Source organism: Pseudoduganella lurida, from assembly GCF_007830455.1.
Taxonomy (GTDB): domain Bacteria; phylum Pseudomonadota; class Gammaproteobacteria; order Burkholderiales; family Burkholderiaceae_D; genus Rugamonas; species Rugamonas lurida.
This window is the reverse complement of the sequence record NZ_VLLB01000001.1, coordinates 1,268,286-1,284,878: the sequence shown is the minus strand read 5'-3', so window position 1 is coordinate 1,284,878 and position 16,593 is coordinate 1,268,286. Positions and strand designations below refer to the sequence as shown.

Genomic DNA, 16,593 nt, shown 5'->3' with positions numbered 1-16,593 from the left:
TGGCGTATGACCTGCGGCGCAGTGCGGCCGCGACCGGCCAGGCCACACTTTGACATTCGTTCGTCCATTCATCGCACTGCTATGTCTTTTGGCATGCGCCGGCGCGTCCGCCGAAACGCTGTTCGCCATCGTCACCGAGCGTGCCGCGCCGGCCGCCATCGAGGCCGCGCACCGCCACCTGGCCGCCCATCCGAAGGACCGCATCGTGCTGCGCACCCCCGCGCAGTGGATGGCAGCCAGCGACCGGGAAGCGGCGAGGATGGTGGCGCAGGCCGACACCATCCTCGCCGTGTCGCTGTTTGGCGATCCGGCCCATCGCCTGAAGACGCTGCTGCCGAAGGTTGCGCGCGCCAAGACGGCGGTCCTGGCCTTCAACGGCGAAGCGACCCTCAGCCTGATGACGCGCGACGCGCACGGCACCATGCAGGATTTCCCGCCCGAGACGCTGCGCGACCTGTCGAACGAAGCGCCTGCGAAGGCCGCGCTGCAGGCGGCCCAGGCGCACCCCGCGGCACCGCACTGGCTGGCGGCGCGGCGGCTCTGGCAGGCCGGCGGCGTCGACAACACGCAGGCATTGATGAACCACCAGCTGCATCCTGCCACGCCGCTGCCGGCACCGCAGGGCGAGCCCACGCTGCGGCTGCGCATGGGCCGGAAGGAACTGACCGATGCGGCGGCCTGGAGCCATGCCGCACAACTGGGATTGCAGGACCGGCCCGCCGTGGTGGTGCTGGATTTGTCGAACATGGATGGCGACGTGCCCGCTGCCGTCTGCCGCAAGGTGGAGCAGGGCGGCCAGCAATGCGTGCAGGTGCTCACGCGCTGGGGCGGCGCCTCGCGCGCGGCGCTGGAACGCCTGCCGGAACTGGTGGCGCCCGCGAAACCGGCCGCGCTGATCGTGCTGCAGGACTTCGTGGTCGGTGCCGCGGAAGGGCGCGAAGCCGTCACCGAGGCATTCAAGCGCATCGACGTTCCCGTGTTCAAGGCCATCCGCCTGTCCGACCGCACGGCCCTGCAGTGGCGCCTGTCGCCGGACGGCCTGCCGCCCGACTCCGTGCAGTACCGCGTGGCGCTGCCGGAGCTGCAGGGCATCGGGCAGCCAATCGTCGTCGCCGCGCTGGGCCAGGCGCAGAAGGACCGGCTGACGGGCATCGAGAACCGGCCGTCGGTGCTGCTGGCGCAGGAAGTGGACCGGCTGGCCGGCCGCGTCACGCGCTGGCTGGCGCTGCGCGACAAGCCGAACCGCGACAAGCGCGTGGCGCTCATCTACTACAACCATCCGCCGGGCCGGCAGAATATCGGTGCCGACAATCTCGACGTGCCGGCATCGCTGTTCGACATGCTGCATGCGATGCAGCACGCCGGCTACGATACCGGCACGCTGCCCGCCTCGCCGGACGCGCTGCTGGACATGATCATGGCGCACGGCGTCAACCTGCCGGAGGACCGCGCCGCCCTGCGCGAGCTGTCCTCTACGGTGAACAGTGTCAGCGCGGCCGACTACCAGGCGTGGTTCCGCACGCTGTCGCCTCGCGTGCAGGGCGAGATGACGAGCGGGCTGCTGGGCCGCCTGCACGTGGACGTGCTGGAAGCGGAAGGCGCGCGCGAATGGCAGCTGGGCCGCAAGCAGGTCGATACCATCGTCAAGGAGCTGCAGCACCTGGTCGAGGGCGCCGATCATCCGCAGCGGGAAGCGGCGATCCACGACCTGGCCGCGCTAAGCGATGGCTACCACGCCTGCCTCGATGCGCAGGCGGCGCGCCCTTGTGCCACGCTCGCGCCGCTGAACCGCCGCCTGACTGGCTACGGCATCGAGGGCCTGAAGGGCTGGGGCGCCGCGCCGGGCAGGATCATGGTCGACAGCGGCAAGGTGCTGGTGCCGGGCCTCGTGTTCGGCAAGGTGTTCATCGGCCCGCAGCCGCCGCGCGGCTGGGAAGTGGACGAGGAGCTTCTGCACGCGAACACCAGCATCACGCCGCCGCACCAGTACCTGGGCTTCTATCACTGGGTGCGCGACCGGTTCAGGGCCGATGCGCTGGTGCACGTGGGGCGTCATTCGACCTACGAATTCCTGCCCGGGAAAGCGGTGGGCCTGGCCGGCGACGACTACCCCAGCCTCATCGCCGGCGACCTGCCGGGCATCTATCCCTACATCGTCGATGGCGTGGGCGAGGGCACGCAGGCCAAGCGCCGGGGTCTCGCCGTGATGGTCGATCACCTGACGCCGCCGCTGGCCAGCACGCCGCTGTACGACGAGCTGCTGGCGCTGCGCCAGATCGTGGAGAGCTATGAAGCGGCAAATTCTGAATCGCTGAAGACGCAGGCGGCCCGGCTGATGCGCGAAAAAGTGCTGGCGCTGAACCTGAAGGCGGAACTGGAAGCCTCGATGGCGGACGTGCTGGAAGTGCGCGGCATCGGCTTCGATGCGGCCGACGACGACCTGCTGGCCCACGAGGTCGGCCACTACCTGACGAAGCTGCAGGAGAAGTTCATGCCGTACGGCCTGCACATCTTCGGCCGGCAGTGGGAACAGAAGTCGATCGACCTGATGCTGGAGTCGATGAAGAAGGGCGGCATCGACGATCCGGAAGTCGCGCGCAAGCTGGGCGAGTCGCCGCGGCTGGAAATGCGCGGCCTGCTGGCCGGGCTGGACGGCCGCTTCATCGAGCCGGGCAAGGGCAACGATCCGCTGCGCTCGCCCGAAGCGCTGCCGACGGGGCGCAATTTCCATGCGGTCGATGGCGACATCCTGCCGACGAAACTGGGCTACCAGTTGGGCTCGGACCTGGCGGACAAATCGATCGCGCGCTCGCAGGATGCGCGGGGCAGCGAGGGCATCATCCTGTGGGCCTCCGACGCGGTGCGCGACGAGGGCGTGATGGTGGCGTTCGCGCTGGCCATGATGGGCGCCGAGCCGGTGTGGAATGCACGCGGCATCGTCACCGATGTGAAGCTCCGCGCGGGCAAGCCGCGGCGCGATGCGCTCGTCACCACGTCCGGCCTGTTCCGCGACCTGTACCCGAACCTGATCCGGCTGATCGACCGCGCCGGGCGGCTGGCGCTGGCCGCATCGGCGGGCACGCTGGCGGAACAGGATCCGTCGCTGAAGGAAGCGCTGGCGGCCGCATTGGCGCCGCTGAACGATGCGCAGTGGGGCAACGAGCCAGTGGCCGGCAACCGGGTGGCCGAGGAGTGGCTGGTGCGGCAGCGGGCGCTGGTCGGCACGGGCATGCCGGTGGCCGAGGCGGGGCGGGCTGCCGCGCAACGCGTGTTCGGCGATGCACCGGGCGCATACGGTACCGGCGTGAATCGCCTCACCGAGCGCTCCGGTGCCTGGCGTGAACGCGATGAAATTGGCGCCGCCTACCGCAACCGCATGGGCCATGCCTACGGCCTGGATGCGACGGGCGAGGCGAGCCACGCCGCGTTCGACGTCGCGCTGGACGGCATCACGCGCACCTATCACGGCCGCGCCAGCAATCTGTACGGCCTGCTCGACAACAACGACGCGTTCGACTACCTGGGCGGCCTGTCGCTGGCGATCGAGGGCCGCACCGGCCGCGTGCCGGAAGCGCTGATCCTGCAGCACGCGCAGCCGGGCCGCGCCGATGTGGAACCGCTGACGTCCGCGCTGCTGGGCGAACTGCGCGGCCGCTACCTGAATCCGGCGTGGCTCAAGCCCCTGATGGAGCATGACTATGCGGGCGCGCGCACGATGGGGCAGGAGTTCCTGGAAAACCTGTGGGGCTGGCAGGTGACGCGGCCCGACCTGGTGAAGAACTGGGCGTGGGATGAAGTGAAGGCCGTGTACTTCGACGACTCGCAGAAACTCGGGCTGCCGCAGTTCCTCGGCAAGGGCCACAACGCGCAGGTGAAGGCGCACATGCTGGCCATCTTCATGGTCGCCGCCGAAAAGGGCTACTGGAAGACGGATGCTGCCACCATCCGGCAGATGGGCGGCGAGCTGGCGCGGCTCGTATCTGCCAACGGGCTGCCGGGCAGCGGGCACGCGTCGCCGAATCACCCGATGTGGGGGTGGCTGGCGCCGCAGCTCGATGCCGCCGAGGCGCGCGACCTGAGCGTGGCGCTGGCCAAGGCGCGGGGCGAGATGCTGCCTGCTGCTATCCCTGCTGCTGCCGCTTCGTCTTCGGTTGCGGCGCCGGCTTCGGTGCCGGCGACGCCTGCTCGGGCGCGGCAGGCCTTGTCGGATCGGGCGCCATCGCAGCCCGCTGCGGCCGAGGCTCCCGCCCCACCACACGTCTATGAATTGCACCAGGAGCCGGCGCCCGTCGAGGCGCCCGGCTTCACGATCATCAAACTGCTGGCGATGCTGGCCACCGTCCTTGCGCTGTTCGCGCTGGGGCTGTGGCGCGGCGGCCAGGTTCCACCATCCTCACGGAGAATCGCATGAACGAAACCTTGTCCTTCGCCTGGCTGCACGGCGCCGTCAACTGGCTGCTGGTGCCGTCGCTGGTGGCGCTGCTGGCCGCGTGCGCCATCGCCGTCGTTGAAGCGGGCATCGCCGCCGGTGAACGCTTCCACGGCCTGCGGCAGCTGCGCGCCGCCGGCGACGTGCTGCAGGTGCAGAAGCTTGCCCGTCACCGCCTGGAGCGTGCCGACCTGCTGGCGCGCATCCCGCCGATGCTGGGGCTGATGGCCACCATCATCCCGCTCGGACCGGGCCTGGCCGCGCTGGGTGCCGGCGATCCGGCGAAGCTGGCGAGTGCCGTCACGGTCGCTTTCGATGCCACGGTGCTGGGCCTCGTGGCCGGCATTGGCGGCCTGGTGATCGGCAAGCTGCGGCGCCGCTGGTACGAGGAGACGCTGGACGCGATGGAGCAGGCGGCATGAACGGGGACGTCCATTCTTCGCCCGCATCGACACCTGCATCGCTGCCGGGACAGGGCTCCGTGTCTTCATCGCATGCGACCGCGCCGGCCCGCAAGCGCCTGCGGCTGTACAAGCATCTCGACGCGCGCTTCGACACGAGCGACGAAGACCCGCGCGCCAGCCTCGTCAACCTGGTCGACGTGATGCTGGTCTTCGCCTGCGGCCTGATCGCCGCCGTCGCCGGCAGCAATGGCGCGCTGAAATCGCCGCAACCGGTCGAAAAAGGCCGCCAGATCGAACGCCCCGCGGACGGCATCACGCACGACGGCAGCGGCTACGACCGCGTCGGCGAAGTGTTCCGCGACCCGAAAACGGGCAAGCTGATGCTGATCGAACCGGCCACCAGACCCGCCACCCGCTAACGGCCGAGCTCGTGTCACATGGTGGTGTCAGGCGTAGTGACACGCACTCATCTGTAGAGCGATTTCCGGGCGCTCGATGGGGCGAGGGAAGCTCGATCACGTGCTAGTGCAGAGCTCGTGTCACTACGCCTGACCCCAAGGTGTGACACGAGCTCAGCTTTAGCGAGCTTGGTCAGAGCACCGCGCGCCGCTGCATGACATAGTGGAGCAGCGCGATGGCGCCGCCGGCGGCGAGGGCGATCCAGCCCAGCAGCAAGGCGAACGAAGCGGGGATGCCGGGAGCTTCGGCGAGGGCGGGTGACGCCGTGAAGCGCGGCACGGCGCCGAAGTCGCGGAAGCCGTAGCCGCCCAGGCAGGTTTTCGCGCAGCCGGTCTGTTCGTCGCCGAGCGCGCTGCGCTGGAGGGTGGCCTGGAAGAAGTCCCGCAGCCTGGCATGGTGCTGCTGGACCTCGGCGATGAAACGCCCCTGGCGGTCGCTGTCATTGCCGGCGATGTGGGTGAGCGCCTGGTACGCCAGCGTTACGGGACTGAAGCCCATCGCACGGTCGAACAGCGCATCGCGACGTGCCCGTGCACCGTCGAAGCGCGCCTCGACATCGCGCATCGCCTTTTCCAGTTCCTGCGCCCGCTGGATGCGCGAGACGGCGGTCGAGACCTGGTCCAGCGACGTCTTCGCCGGCTTCCACTCGGGATGGCTGTCGTAGAAACGCGCCAGGCTGTTCAGCTTGTCCTCGGCCACGTGGTCGGCCGCATCGCGCAGGGCCTGCACGTAGTACTCGCGGTTCGGCACCGGTGCGCCCAGCTGCACGCCCACGTTCAGCACGCCGGGGATGACGATCGTGAAGACGAGCCACGCGCCGAAGGCGGCAAATGCGGCGCTCATCCGGCTGGCGCACACCGCGCAGAGCGCCATCGCGATGGCGCCCCAAAAGGCCGAGTACACCAGCACGATCGCGGACCACGATGCCAGTGCACGCAAGCCACTGGACGAGAAAGGCACAGCGCCGATGGCCAGTGCCAGCGCGACGCAGAACACGATCAGCGTGCCGGAAGCAGCCAGCATGCGCGCAGCCACCTGCGCCACCAGCAGCCGCGCTGGCGACAACCCCTGCAGCTGCAGGCTGCGCAGCCGGCGGCTTTCGCGGTCCTGCGTCAGCACCGAGATGCAGAGCGACAGCAGGATCAGTGGCCACAGGTAGACGACGAAGAACATCAGGTCGTAGCGGCCCGCGGCAAGACGCCCCGGGTGCTCGATCTCGGCCGCCGTGCGCACCGACTCCATCGACTCGGCCCGTACCCGGACATAGGACGGCAGGATGTCGCCCTGGCCGATCGTCAGCGCCGCACCCGGCACGCCGGGCCGCGTGGCATAGCCCACATGCTGGTAGAACGCATAGCCGCGGATGTCGACGGGTGTGCGCCACCATTTCAGGTCCGCGAACGCGGACGATTCCGGCGCCGCGAAATAGCGCTCTGCCAGTTTTCCTGCCGCCAGGCGCGCCGCGCCTTCCTGCTGGACGGCGTCCTGCCGCGCCGCCAGGCTGGCGCTCTCGAAGCGGCTGCCTTCGTACAGGCCGAAACCGGCCAGCAGCAGTGCCGCGGCCAGCAGCCACAGGGTGCCGCGCTCGCGCACCTGCATCAGCAGGTCGAAGCGGATCAATGCGAGCAGCTGTCTCATTGCAGGCTCCCCAGGCGCAGGCGGCGCACGCCGAGGCGGGCCAGCAGCGTGCTGGCAGCCAGCAGCGCCAGGAGCGGCAAAAGTCGGGTAAGCATCAGGTGGCTCCATTCGATCGGTGCATAGGTGAAGCGGAACGGCGGCACGCTGCGCCACAGCGCCGCATCCCCCTCGTATTTTTTACCGTCGCGCTCGGGGTGACTGGTGATGGCATCGTTCAATACCGTCTGGATGCGGCGGCGCTGGCTTTCCGCGCCGCGCACGAACTGGATGTGGCTGGCGGTATCGCTGCCTGCTACGTAGCTCGACAGCCCGGCCACGGCCACCGTCGGCGACAGCCAGCCGCCCAGCGCCACGGCATCGCTCTGCCGCGCCATCGCGTCGAACAGCGCGCTGTAGTGCCGGTCGAAGACGCGGTTGCCATGCGCTTCGCCACGCGCCAGGCTGATGCCGGCCCAGTTCACCGGCAGCTCGCTCACGTCGCGCACGCCGTAGTCCTTCAGGATCTGCTGCTTGTGGCGTTCCGCTTCCGCGGGATCGTCCGGCATGCCCAGATCCGTGTCGACACGTTCGCGGAACTGCTGCATCGTCGGCAGCGGCGCGGTGGACTGCGCCAGTTCGACGGCGGCACGCGGCAGCACGAGCGTCGTCGCGGCCCACAGTGCCACCAGCACCCCCAGGCTCGCGCGCATCGTTGGCGCCCAGGCGGAAACGGCCGTGACGAGGGCCGCCCAGGTGGCGAGGTACAGCAGGTAGCCGATACCGAACAGGGCGACGCGCGCCGCGCCATCCGTGAAGGGTTCGGCCCCGCCACCGCGCAGCTCGACCAGCGCCACCGCGGCGCAGGCGGGCAGCGCGATGACGCCGGCAAGGCACAGCAGCACGGCCGCCCGCGCGACGCCGATGGCCCCCAGCGGCGCCGCATTCACGCGCAGCGCCGGCAGCGTGCCCCGTTCCCGTTCCGCGGCGAACATGCCGAAGCCGAGGAAGATCATCGCCACCGGTGCCAGCACCTGCAGCAGCAACGCCGGCGTGAGGCGGAACTGCCGGCTGGCGCCCGGCTCGTCGCTGGCGGGACGGTATACCAGCTCGTTCTGCTTGTGCGCCTCCAGCCACACGCTGCTGCCGACGTAGCGTTCCACGCCGGGATCGAGCGCCGCCAGCGCGGCCAGCGGCTTGAACACGTACACGCCGTAGTGCGCGGCGGAGTGCGGATTCTTCGCGCCCTGGTGTTCCCACCGTTCCCGTTCGGCCTGCGCCGCAACCTGCCGCGCATCGAGCGTTCCTTGCAGGTCGACGGCAGCGAGCACGCCGGCGCAGATGGCCAGCAGCATGCCCAGCCCGAGGACGAGCCATACGCGCCAGTCGCGCCGCCGTTCGCGCCAGTCGGCCTGCCAGGCGCCGTGGCAGGCACGCCACCAGCGCCGGCCGCTAGACGCGGCTGGCAAGGGTGTCGAGGTAATTGCGTTCAAGTTCGCCAGCATTCAATTCTCCCAGGTTCCATTCACTGATCAGGTGCCCGCCCACGAGCATCCCGCACCGGTCCGCCAGTTCCTGCGCACGGAACAGGTCATGCGTTGCCATCAGCACCGCCGCGCCATCGTCCGCCAGCGAGCGGATCAGGGTGCCGAACGACACGCTGGCTTCCGGATCGAGGCCGGAGGTCGGCTCGTCCAGCACCAGCACCTGCGCGCCCTTGGCCAGCGCCATCACGATGCCCACCTTCTGGCGCATGCCTTTCGAGTAGCCCTGCGCCAGCCGGTGCCACGCATGTGCCGGCAGCCCCGCACGCTCCAGCAGCGTTTCGATGCGCTCGCGGGAAGGCTTCTGGCCCAGCAGCCGCATGAAGAACTCCACGTTCTCCACGCCGGTGAGCCGGTCGTACAGCGCCACGTTCTCCGCGATATAGGCAGCATGCTTCACGGCTGCCGCAGCGGGCGGCAGCGGCGAGCCGGCCAGCGTGATCGTGCCGCCGTCCGGCGGGACGAAGCCCAGCAGGCAGCCGATCGTGGTGGACTTGCCGGCCCCGTTCGGTCCCAGCAGCGCATACACTTCACCGGCCGCCACGTGCAGGTTCAGGTGGTCCACGGCGGTGCGGTCGCCGTAGCGCTTGACGAGTTGTTCGATCCTGATCATGTGATCCTCATGGTTGGAAGAAGGCGTTCAGAAGGCATAGCGCGCTTCGGCAAAGAAGGTGCGGCCCGGGAAGGGATGCGACTGGTAGGCGCGGCCGTCGTTGACGTTGTCGATGCCGGCGGCAAGCTCGACCTGCCGCGCCGGCAGGAAGCGCAGCCGCAGGTCCAGCTGTTTCTGGCGCGACAGGCCGCCGTACACGTCCGGGTTGATGTCCGAGTTGTTGATCTCGTTGAACTGGCGGCCCGAGTAGCGCCACGTGGCCGCGGCGCTCCACAGCGGCGTGGGTGCATACACCAGCGTCGTCGTCGAGCGCACGCGCGGCACGCGTACCCAGATCCTGCCGACGGAAGGCTGGTAGTTGGCGTTCTCCAGGATCACCGCCTTGCTCCAGCCGATACTGGCGTCGAGACTCAGGCCATCGATGCCCAGGCGGTCCGCCACGCCGGCCAGTTCCAGGCCGCGGGTGCGCACGCGCCCCACGTTCTGGTTGTTCGTCACGTTCGGGAAGACGGCCAGGTTCAGCTGCGTCCAGATGGTGTCGCGCACGTCGTCCTGGAACAGCGTGGCGCGCGCGCTGCCGTGGCTGAAGCGCTGGTCGGCCGTGATTTCAAGGGCGGTGGAACGCTCCGGTTTCAGGTCCGGATCGGCGACGATGATCGAGGCGCCGGATTGCGTCCCCTGGAACAGTTCGGCCACGGTGGGGAAGCGCGTGCCCTTGCCGGCGGAGACGCGCAGGTCCAGGTCCGGTGTCGTGGCCCACGTGACGGAAAGCTTGGGCGAGGTGGCGTTGTCGCTGCGGCGCGCGTAGTCGGTCGAGGGGCCATTGGTAAAGCGCTGCACGCCGTCGGACGCCTTCCAGCGTTCCAGGCGCAGGCCGAGCGTCGCGGTCCAGGCGGGCAGGAAACGCCAGGCATCCTGTGCGTAGAGGCCGGACAGTTTCGTCCTGCCGCCCATGTACTGGGTCTGGACACCGGCAGCATTGCGCCAGTCCGCCAGGTTGCGCGTCACCTGGTGCAGTGCGTAGTCGCTGGCGTGCAGGCCGACGGTCAGCGTGTGTGCGCCGCCGGTCCAGTCGCCCGCGGTGGGCACGTAGCGGGCCTGCAGGTCCAGCGTGCGAAAGCCCGTGCCGTCGCGCAGCACGGCCGAGCCGCTGCCGCCAGCCGCCGCGTACGGATCGGCAACGCCGGCATTGCGCTGCGTGTCTTCCAGGATGCGGTAGCGGGTCATCACGGCGGAGGCGTTCCAGCCGGTGCGATTCGTCGTCTTCAACGTGAGGCCGGTTTGCAGGTGGCGCTCTTCGCGATCGAAGGGGGCGAAGGTATTGGCGGGCAGGTCGAATACATTGCCTGCGCTGCTGACGCGCCCCGACCAGACGGTGTTTCCGGCCGCATCGCGCAGCAGGCTCGCATTCGTGTTGACGGAATCGTTCTGCCACCAGGCGACGAAGCCTTCCGCACTGATGCCGCTGGCGAAGTCGTAGCCGAAGGTGGCTTTCACGGTGTCCTGCTTCGTGTGGTCGATGGCGCCCGCGTTGGCGCCGAACACCGCGCGGCGCAGGCCGGTGGGACCCGTGTCGTACACGATGCCCGTCACGGGGACGGCGACGGCGTTGCCGGACGGGCGCGTGAACACGCCGGCCGCGCTGGCATTGACGCCGTAGTATTGCATCGGCTGGCTGGTGGAATCCTGGTGGTTCGCCATCAGCTTGTACCAGGCGCCGGACGCGAGCCGGTCGCCCAGTAGCAGCGAGCCCTGGTAGTTGCGGTAGCGGTCCTTCAGGCCGTAGTTGTCATACGCCTGCACCTGCGAGGCGAGGCGCGCGGAACCCATGAAGCCCGTCGGCTTGACGGTGGTGAAGGCGATCGTGGTGCCCATCGAATTGCCGGTGTAGAGCGCCGAGAAGGGCCCGTACAGCACGTCGACGCGGGCGATCTCCTCGGGCGCCACCATGTTCCAGCGCGGCGCATCGAAGCGGCCCAGGAAGTTCGACAGCAGGTAGCCGTCCATCAAGACCAGCGCGCGCGGCGCCTGCGAGGTGGAGAAGCTGCGCCCGCCCACCAATGCATTGCGGTCGCCGCTGTAGCGCTTGCGGATCGTCATGCTGGGCAGGTTTCGCAGCGCGTCTTCGGGATTGAACACGTTCTGCTGCTGGAGCAGTTCTTCGCGGGTCCTGCTGACGGAGGTGGCCGGCAGGTCCGGATCGAGCGGCCCGCGGCTGCCGGCAACGGTGACGCTCGGCACGGCATCCGTCTCGTCAGGCTCCGCGGCCTGGACAGGGAAGCAGGACGCGAGGCCGAACGAGATGGCGAGGGCGAGCGGACGGCGGAAGGTTTTCATTTTCTTTGGCATGGCATTCGATGGCTTGGAAATCGATGGACGTGACGGTCCCTGCCGGTCGTCCGGCGAATCTTGCGGTGGCACGCGGCTGACCGCGCGCCATATACGGTCGAGCTTGTGTCACGGTGCCAGGCACCAGGACACGTCATGGCACGGTGCCAGGCACCAGGACACGGGCTCAGCATTCGTGGCACGGTGCCAGGCACCAGCATGGCACGGTGCCAGGCACCAGGACACGGGCTCAGCATTCGTGGCACGGTGCCAGGCACCAGCATGGCACGGTGCCAGGCACCAGGACACGGGCTCAGCATTCGTGGCACGGTGCCAGGCACCAGCATGGCACGGTGCCAGGCACCAGGACACGGGCTCAGCATTCGTGGCACGGTGCCAGGCACCAGGACAAAGCACCAGGACACGGGTTCGGCATTCGTGGCACGGTGCCTGACCCCATGTGACACAGGCTCGGCAGTAGCAGGGACGGTCGCGTCGGCGCAGCGCCGCGGGTGGGCGGACGAAGGCGAACGGACGGGTATTACAGGGAGGAGGAGGGCGGGCCCTGCGCGCGCGGGATCGGCGCGCTGATGCTGCTGCCGGCGCTGGTGAAGGCGATGGCGGCAAGGAAGTACTGCAGCGATGCGTGCCGTGCCGAGACGGCGGCGAGGACGGGATCGGCCGGTGGTGCCGGCAACTGCGCGGCCAGCATGCAGCCCGCGCAATCGGACAGGTGGTGGCTCGCATCGTGCCGGTGCTGCGTGGCGCCGAGCAGCTGCAGGATCAGGATCGCGCCGGCCAGCCAGAGGATCATGCGCGCCACGCGGCCGGCACGCGCGGATGGCGTGCCGCGACGAAGCGCGCCAGCAACGGCGGGCGGCGCTTCGAACGATGGCGTGGAACGTGTGGCGGGCGTGGTGGACATGGCGGCGATCTTTTCGGGGTCGATCTTACCATGTTAAGTATTGGTTAAGGCAAGGGGTCGGTATCAAAAAATTGTGGCGCGCGCGGGAAAACAATGTGCGTGCGGCGCGGGCGCGATGTCTTTTGCACGGCGCGCCGCATGCAACGGGGTACCGCGCTCGCAAGCTTCGGCGAGGCGAAACATCTGTATTCGGCCGCCGCCGCGCACCGCCTGCCGGATCCGAAAGCGGGACATTTTTTGCCATGCTCCCGTCATCGTTCCGGCATATGATCTGCGGCTGGTCACCGTCCACGGAGCATCCATGAGCACCTTCCTGCCACGCCGTCGCACCCTACTGAAAACCGCCGCCAGTCTCTCCCTCGGCACCGCCACGCTGGCCGAAGCCGCCGGCGCCCCTGCACAAGGGGCTGGCGCCTCGCCCGACTGGGACGCCCTCGCCGCGAACTACGATATCGCGCCGGACTTCATCAACCTGGAGAACGCGTACTACGGCATCATGGCGCGTCCGGTGGCGGACGATTTTCGCCGCAACATCGATTACCTGAACCGCTACAACTCGCGCTTCCTGCGCCGCGAGTTCGATGTCGATGGTGTCGAGGCCGTGCGCGCCACGCTGGCCGCGCACGCCGGCGTGGCGACGGAGGAACTGGCGATCACCCGCGGCGCCACGGAGTCGCTGCAGAACCTGATCGGCAACTACCGGCTGCTGAAGGCCGGCGACGTGGTCATGTACGGCAACCTCGATTACGGCACGATGATGGATGCGATGGAGGACCTGGCGACGCGCCATGGCGCCACCGTTGCGAAAGTGCAGATCCCGGAACCGGCCACGCGGCAGGACATCATCGACGTGTACGAGCGCACGCTGCGCCAGAGTCCGCGCACGCGCCTGCTCCTGCTCACGCACATCAGCCACCGCACGGGCATCGTGATGCCGGTTGCCGAAATCGTGCGCATCGCGAAGGCGCGCAATGTGGATGTAATCGTCGACGTGGCGCAGTCCTGGGGCCAGCTCGACTACCGCATTCCCGACTTCGGCGCGGACTTCGTCGGTGCCAACCTGCACAAGTGGATCGGCGCGCCGCTCGGCCTGGGCTTCCTGTACATCCGCAAGGCGCGGCTGCAGGATATCGGCATCGAGCGGGGCAACACGCTGCATCCGGTGACCGACATCCGCGCACGCGTTCACTCCGGCACGCTGAACTACGCTGCGATCATGACGATTCCCGCGGCGCTGCGCTTCCATGGGCGCATTCCGCTGGCGCAGCGCAGTGCGCGGCTGCGGGCCTTGCGCGATCACTGGGTGAAGGGCGTGCTCGAGGTGCCGAACGTGCAGGTGCTGACGCCGGAAGATCCCGCCATGTATGGCGCCGTGACGTCTTTCCGCATCAAGGGCCGGACGTCATTCGAGGACAATGTGGCGCTGGCACGGCGGCTCCATGACGAATTCGGCATCTTCACGGTGCCGCGCAACGGGCCGGTGGGCGGCAGCTGCATCCGCGTGACGCCGTCGTTCTTCACGCGCGCGAGTGACCTCGACAAGCTGGTGGCCGCGATCCGGAAGGTGGCAAGCGCCTGATCATTACGCCACGGGGCGTGGCCGCGTGCGCATTGCCCGGGCTCGCCGGCTGCCGTCGACACGAGGATCTGCCTGACGGCCACGCCACACGGCGTTGCCGGGCGCGCGGCGACCAGACCTGATCGGCCGCTCCAGCATCCGCTGGTCTGTCACGCTACCGCGCGTGGCCGCGTGCGCCGCGACCAGGCATAGTCGGCTGCCGCTGCCGCTGCCGGCGACACTGTCATCGCGCTCAAGCCATCGTGCGTACCCGCGTGCGCAACGACCAGCCGTAATCCGCCGCCGCTGCCAGCAGCATCGAGGCGCCCAGCAACGGGAACACGATGCCGGCGATGATGGCGATGGCCAGCGCGCCCGCCATCAGCCGGTCGCCATGGCGCCGTGGCGGCGCGGCAAAGCTGCCGGCGGGGCGGCGCTTCCACCAGGCCGTCACGCCGCTCACGCACAGCGTCATCAGGGCCAGGCAGCCCAGCAGCATCATGAGCAGATTGGGCCAGCCGTACTCGCCACCCTGGTGGACGCTGACACCCCATTGCGTCACGCGGCCCACGGCGCCAATGCGGTCGGCGCCGATGTCCATCAGGATGCGGCCGCTGTACTGGTCGATGTGGAGCACGCGCTGGCCATCGAGCTGTCCCGGCATGCGCACGGCGCTGTAGACACCGCGGTCGCCGCGTGGCAGCGCGAGCTTGAAGCCGTGCGTCATCCCGGCTTCGCGGGCGATGGCGATGGCCTTGTCCACGCCGATCGCCGATGTCGCTGTCGATGCCGATGTCGATGTCGATGTCGATGTCGATGCGGATGCCGATGTCGCTGTCGATGCCGCGGCCGGTGCCGGCCTGGCGGCATCCATGTGGTGGCCGGCATGCGGGTCCTTGTCGGCCGACGCGGGGACCGGCTGCTGCTCCAGCGTCCACGGCACGTCGCCCAGCGCCGTCGATGGCAGCGTCGAGCGGGGCACGTTGCGCCACATGCCGTCCGGGACACCGAGGCCGTGCCGGCCGGCCCACTGGTTCACTTGCTGGCCCCAGAACACCGACCACGGCATGCCGGTCAGCGCGAGGAACAGGATGATGACGCCGCCGAACGCACCGGTCACCGCGTGCAGGTCGCGCCACCACGCGCGGCCGCGGGCACCAGGGCGGATCGACACGACGCCGCCCTTGCGGCCGCGCGGCCACCACAGGTAGGCGCCGGTCAGCATCAGCACGATGATCCAGCCCGCGACGATCTCGATGACGACGTTGCCCGCTGTGCCAGCCACCGTCAGCGAGTGCAGGTTCTTCACGAACGTCATCAGGCGCGCCGATTCGGCCAGCGTGCCGAGCACCTTGGCGTCCGACGGATCGACGAAGACCTGCTGCACGGCGCCGGCCGGCGTTGCCACGTCGATCTGCGCCGCGTGTCGTTCGTCCTTCGGCACGTACAGCGCCGTCGGCCGGCCGGGTTGGGCCTTCGATGCCGCGTCGATCCATTGCGCGGGAGGCAGCGGTGTCGTCGCACTGCCGGCTGGGCGGATCAGCTGGTTCGCGTAGACCGCATCGTCGATCTGGTCGTGGAACAGGTACAGCGCGCCGGTCAAGGCAAGGAGGAACGCGAACGGCACGCAGACCAGGCCGGCGAAGAAATGCCAGTGCCAGATGCGGCGGTAGAACGCTGACGCTGAGAGGGTCTGGTCCGGCGGGCTGGTTGCTGTTGTGGGGGCGGGATGGGGCATGCGGCGATTATAGCGAGGCGGGGTCGCGCGCCGGGTACGGGTGGAATGGGCACCTAGGCAGACGTTATCCTGCTGACCGTCCTGACGGAAACGCCGAAGTGGCGTGCCAGCTGCTCGCGCGTATAGCCACCGCTGGCGATGGCGGCGCGTATCGCTTCGTCCTTGCCGGCGTGCTCGTTCTCGAAGCTTTCCAGCGCGGGCATGGCGCCGTCCCGGGCAGATGGCTTGCTCTGGAAGCGTGCTTTCAACTCCTGCCTGGTTGGCGCATCGCCTGCATCGACGAAGGCCCGGTAGGCCTGCGTTCGCTCGGCTGCCGACTGGCCGTGGAACTGACCGAGCACCCATGCACTTTGCAGCCAGGACGATTGCGGAAGGAGGCCGCAAACCTGCCGATGTGTGCTCCAGCGCCAATCGTCCGCGTTCTTCGCGAGTTTCGCTCGCACCGGATTGAGAACGATGTAGCGGAGCAGTTCGATCAGGTGCGCCTGCTGCACGATCAGAAGAGCGTCGAAGCGTCCCTGGAAGACATGGCCTGTGAAGCCATGCCGCCAGTTGAACTTCTGTGCGTATTTGCCATTCAGGTAATGCATCGCTGCAGACAGGTTCGCCTCGCTTGTTTGCAGAAGCAGATGGAAGTGATTCGGCATCTGGCACATCGCATAAACCATCAGGCCATAGCGGCTGGCGGCTTCCTCCAGGGTCTGCAGCCAGATGTAGTGGTCGCGATCGTCCAGAAAGGTCTCGCCGCGCCGATTGCCCCGGGCCGTGACGTGATAGATCGCGCCTGCGAATAATTGTCGGTTTCGTCTGCTCATGTCCCTACGCTATCACCCGCCGCGCGTCCGCCCGTGAGGCAGCTCAGCCTGCCGCATGCAACTTTTTCGCGCCCCTTCTACGGTCGAGCTCGTGTCACACCATGGGGTCAGGCGTAGTGACACGCACTCATCCGTTGCGGCGGCACCGGGAGCCGTTCTCCACGAA

At 68.6% G+C, this 16,593-nt stretch carries 11 protein-coding genes; 4 read left to right on the top strand and 7 right to left on the bottom strand.

The features are described from left to right. The first annotated feature begins 88 nt into the window (after nucleotides 1-88). The 3 genes from IP91_RS05475 to IP91_RS05465 are packed head-to-tail and all read left to right on the top strand — an operon-like array spanning nucleotide 89 to nucleotide 5,252. Complete coding sequence (locus IP91_RS05475) at nucleotides 89-4,411, top strand: cobaltochelatase subunit CobN (protein WP_229473905.1); 4,323 nt, start codon at nucleotides 89-91, stop codon at nucleotides 4,409-4,411. Beyond that, nucleotides 4,408-4,851 (top strand): MotA/TolQ/ExbB proton channel family protein, encoded by a 444-nt coding sequence (locus IP91_RS05470; RefSeq protein ID WP_145647710.1) that lies wholly within the window; start codon nucleotides 4,408-4,410, stop codon nucleotides 4,849-4,851. Before IP91_RS05475 ends, IP91_RS05470 begins: the two co-directional genes overlap by 4 nt. Then, nucleotides 4,848-5,252 (top strand): DUF2149 domain-containing protein, encoded by a 405-nt coding sequence (locus IP91_RS05465; protein ID WP_229473902.1) that lies wholly within the window; start codon nucleotides 4,848-4,850, stop codon nucleotides 5,250-5,252. The genes IP91_RS05470 and IP91_RS05465 overlap by 4 nt, the downstream gene beginning before the upstream one ends. A 172-nt stretch (nucleotides 5,253-5,424) precedes the next feature. Here IP91_RS05465 and IP91_RS05460 read toward each other — a convergent pair whose 3' ends face one another. The 5 genes from IP91_RS05460 to IP91_RS05440 form a co-directional block, all read right to left on the bottom strand. Beyond that, nucleotides 5,425-6,930 carry a DUF3526 domain-containing protein gene (locus IP91_RS05460; RefSeq protein WP_158643092.1) on the bottom strand — a complete coding sequence of 502 codons (1,506 nt, stop codon included), beginning with the start codon at nucleotides 6,928-6,930 and terminating at the stop codon, nucleotides 5,425-5,427. Beyond that, on the bottom strand, nucleotides 6,927-8,375 hold the full coding sequence (locus tag IP91_RS05455; RefSeq protein WP_158643091.1) for a DUF3526 domain-containing protein: 1,449 nt from the start codon (nucleotides 8,373-8,375) through the stop codon (nucleotides 6,927-6,929). The genes IP91_RS05460 and IP91_RS05455 overlap by 4 nt, the downstream gene beginning before the upstream one ends. Then, complete coding sequence (locus IP91_RS05450; protein WP_145647707.1) at nucleotides 8,359-9,063, bottom strand: ABC transporter ATP-binding protein; 705 nt, start codon at nucleotides 9,061-9,063, stop codon at nucleotides 8,359-8,361. Before IP91_RS05450 ends, IP91_RS05455 begins: the two co-directional genes overlap by 17 nt. 27 nt (nucleotides 9,064-9,090) lie before the next feature. Next, nucleotides 9,091-11,400, bottom strand: a complete 2,310-nt coding sequence (locus tag IP91_RS05445; protein ID WP_158643090.1) for a TonB-dependent receptor — start codon at nucleotides 11,398-11,400, stop codon at nucleotides 9,091-9,093. Nucleotides 11,401-11,932: 532 nt separating this feature from the next. Next, the gene (locus IP91_RS05440) at nucleotides 11,933-12,316 is read right to left on the bottom strand and encodes a hypothetical protein (protein WP_145647705.1); all 384 of its coding nucleotides are present in this window, start codon (nucleotides 12,314-12,316) and stop codon (nucleotides 11,933-11,935) included. A 301-nt stretch (nucleotides 12,317-12,617) separates the two neighbouring features. Between IP91_RS05440 and IP91_RS05435 the strand changes: the two genes are divergently transcribed. Next, nucleotides 12,618-13,895: an aminotransferase class V-fold PLP-dependent enzyme gene (locus IP91_RS05435; protein ID WP_145647704.1), complete on the top strand. Its 1,278-nt coding sequence runs from the start codon at nucleotides 12,618-12,620 to the stop codon at nucleotides 13,893-13,895. Nucleotides 13,896-14,127: 232 nt separating this feature from the next. On the opposite strand, the gene IP91_RS05430 is transcribed toward IP91_RS05435, so the two are convergent. Continuing rightward, a complete protein-coding gene (locus IP91_RS05430) occupies nucleotides 14,128-15,612 on the bottom strand; it encodes a PepSY-associated TM helix domain-containing protein (RefSeq protein WP_145647703.1) in 1,485 nt (494 codons plus the stop codon). 53 nt (nucleotides 15,613-15,665) lie between these two features. After that, nucleotides 15,666-16,427, bottom strand: a complete 762-nt coding sequence (locus IP91_RS05425; protein WP_145647702.1) for a transposase — start codon at nucleotides 16,425-16,427, stop codon at nucleotides 15,666-15,668. Nucleotides 16,428-16,593 lie beyond the last annotated feature (166 nt).

Bases quoted from the DNA above. Each gene is read 5' to 3' on its own strand.
- IP91_RS05470 (WP_145647710.1), top strand. From the start codon at position 4,408: ATGAACGAAACCTTGTCCTTCGCCTGGCTGCACGGCGCCGTCAACTGG.
- IP91_RS05465 (WP_229473902.1), top strand. From the start codon at position 4,848: ATGAACGGGGACGTCCATTCTTCGCCCGCATCGACACCTGCATCGCTG.
- IP91_RS05460 (WP_158643092.1), bottom strand. From the start codon at position 6,930: ATGAGACAGCTGCTCGCATTGATCCGCTTCGACCTGCTGATGCAGGTG.
- IP91_RS05450 (WP_145647707.1), bottom strand. From the start codon at position 9,063: ATGATCAGGATCGAACAACTCGTCAAGCGCTACGGCGACCGCACCGCC.
- IP91_RS05445 (WP_158643090.1), bottom strand. From the start codon at position 11,400: ATGAAAACCTTCCGCCGTCCGCTCGCCCTCGCCATCTCGTTCGGCCTC.
- IP91_RS05440 (WP_145647705.1), bottom strand. From the start codon at position 12,316: ATGTCCACCACGCCCGCCACACGTTCCACGCCATCGTTCGAAGCGCCG.
- IP91_RS05435 (WP_145647704.1), top strand. From the start codon at position 12,618: ATGAGCACCTTCCTGCCACGCCGTCGCACCCTACTGAAAACCGCCGCC.
- IP91_RS05430 (WP_145647703.1), bottom strand. From the start codon at position 15,612: ATGCCCCATCCCGCCCCCACAACAGCAACCAGCCCGCCGGACCAGACC.
- IP91_RS05425 (WP_145647702.1), bottom strand. From the start codon at position 16,427: ATGAGCAGACGAAACCGACAATTATTCGCAGGCGCGATCTATCACGTC.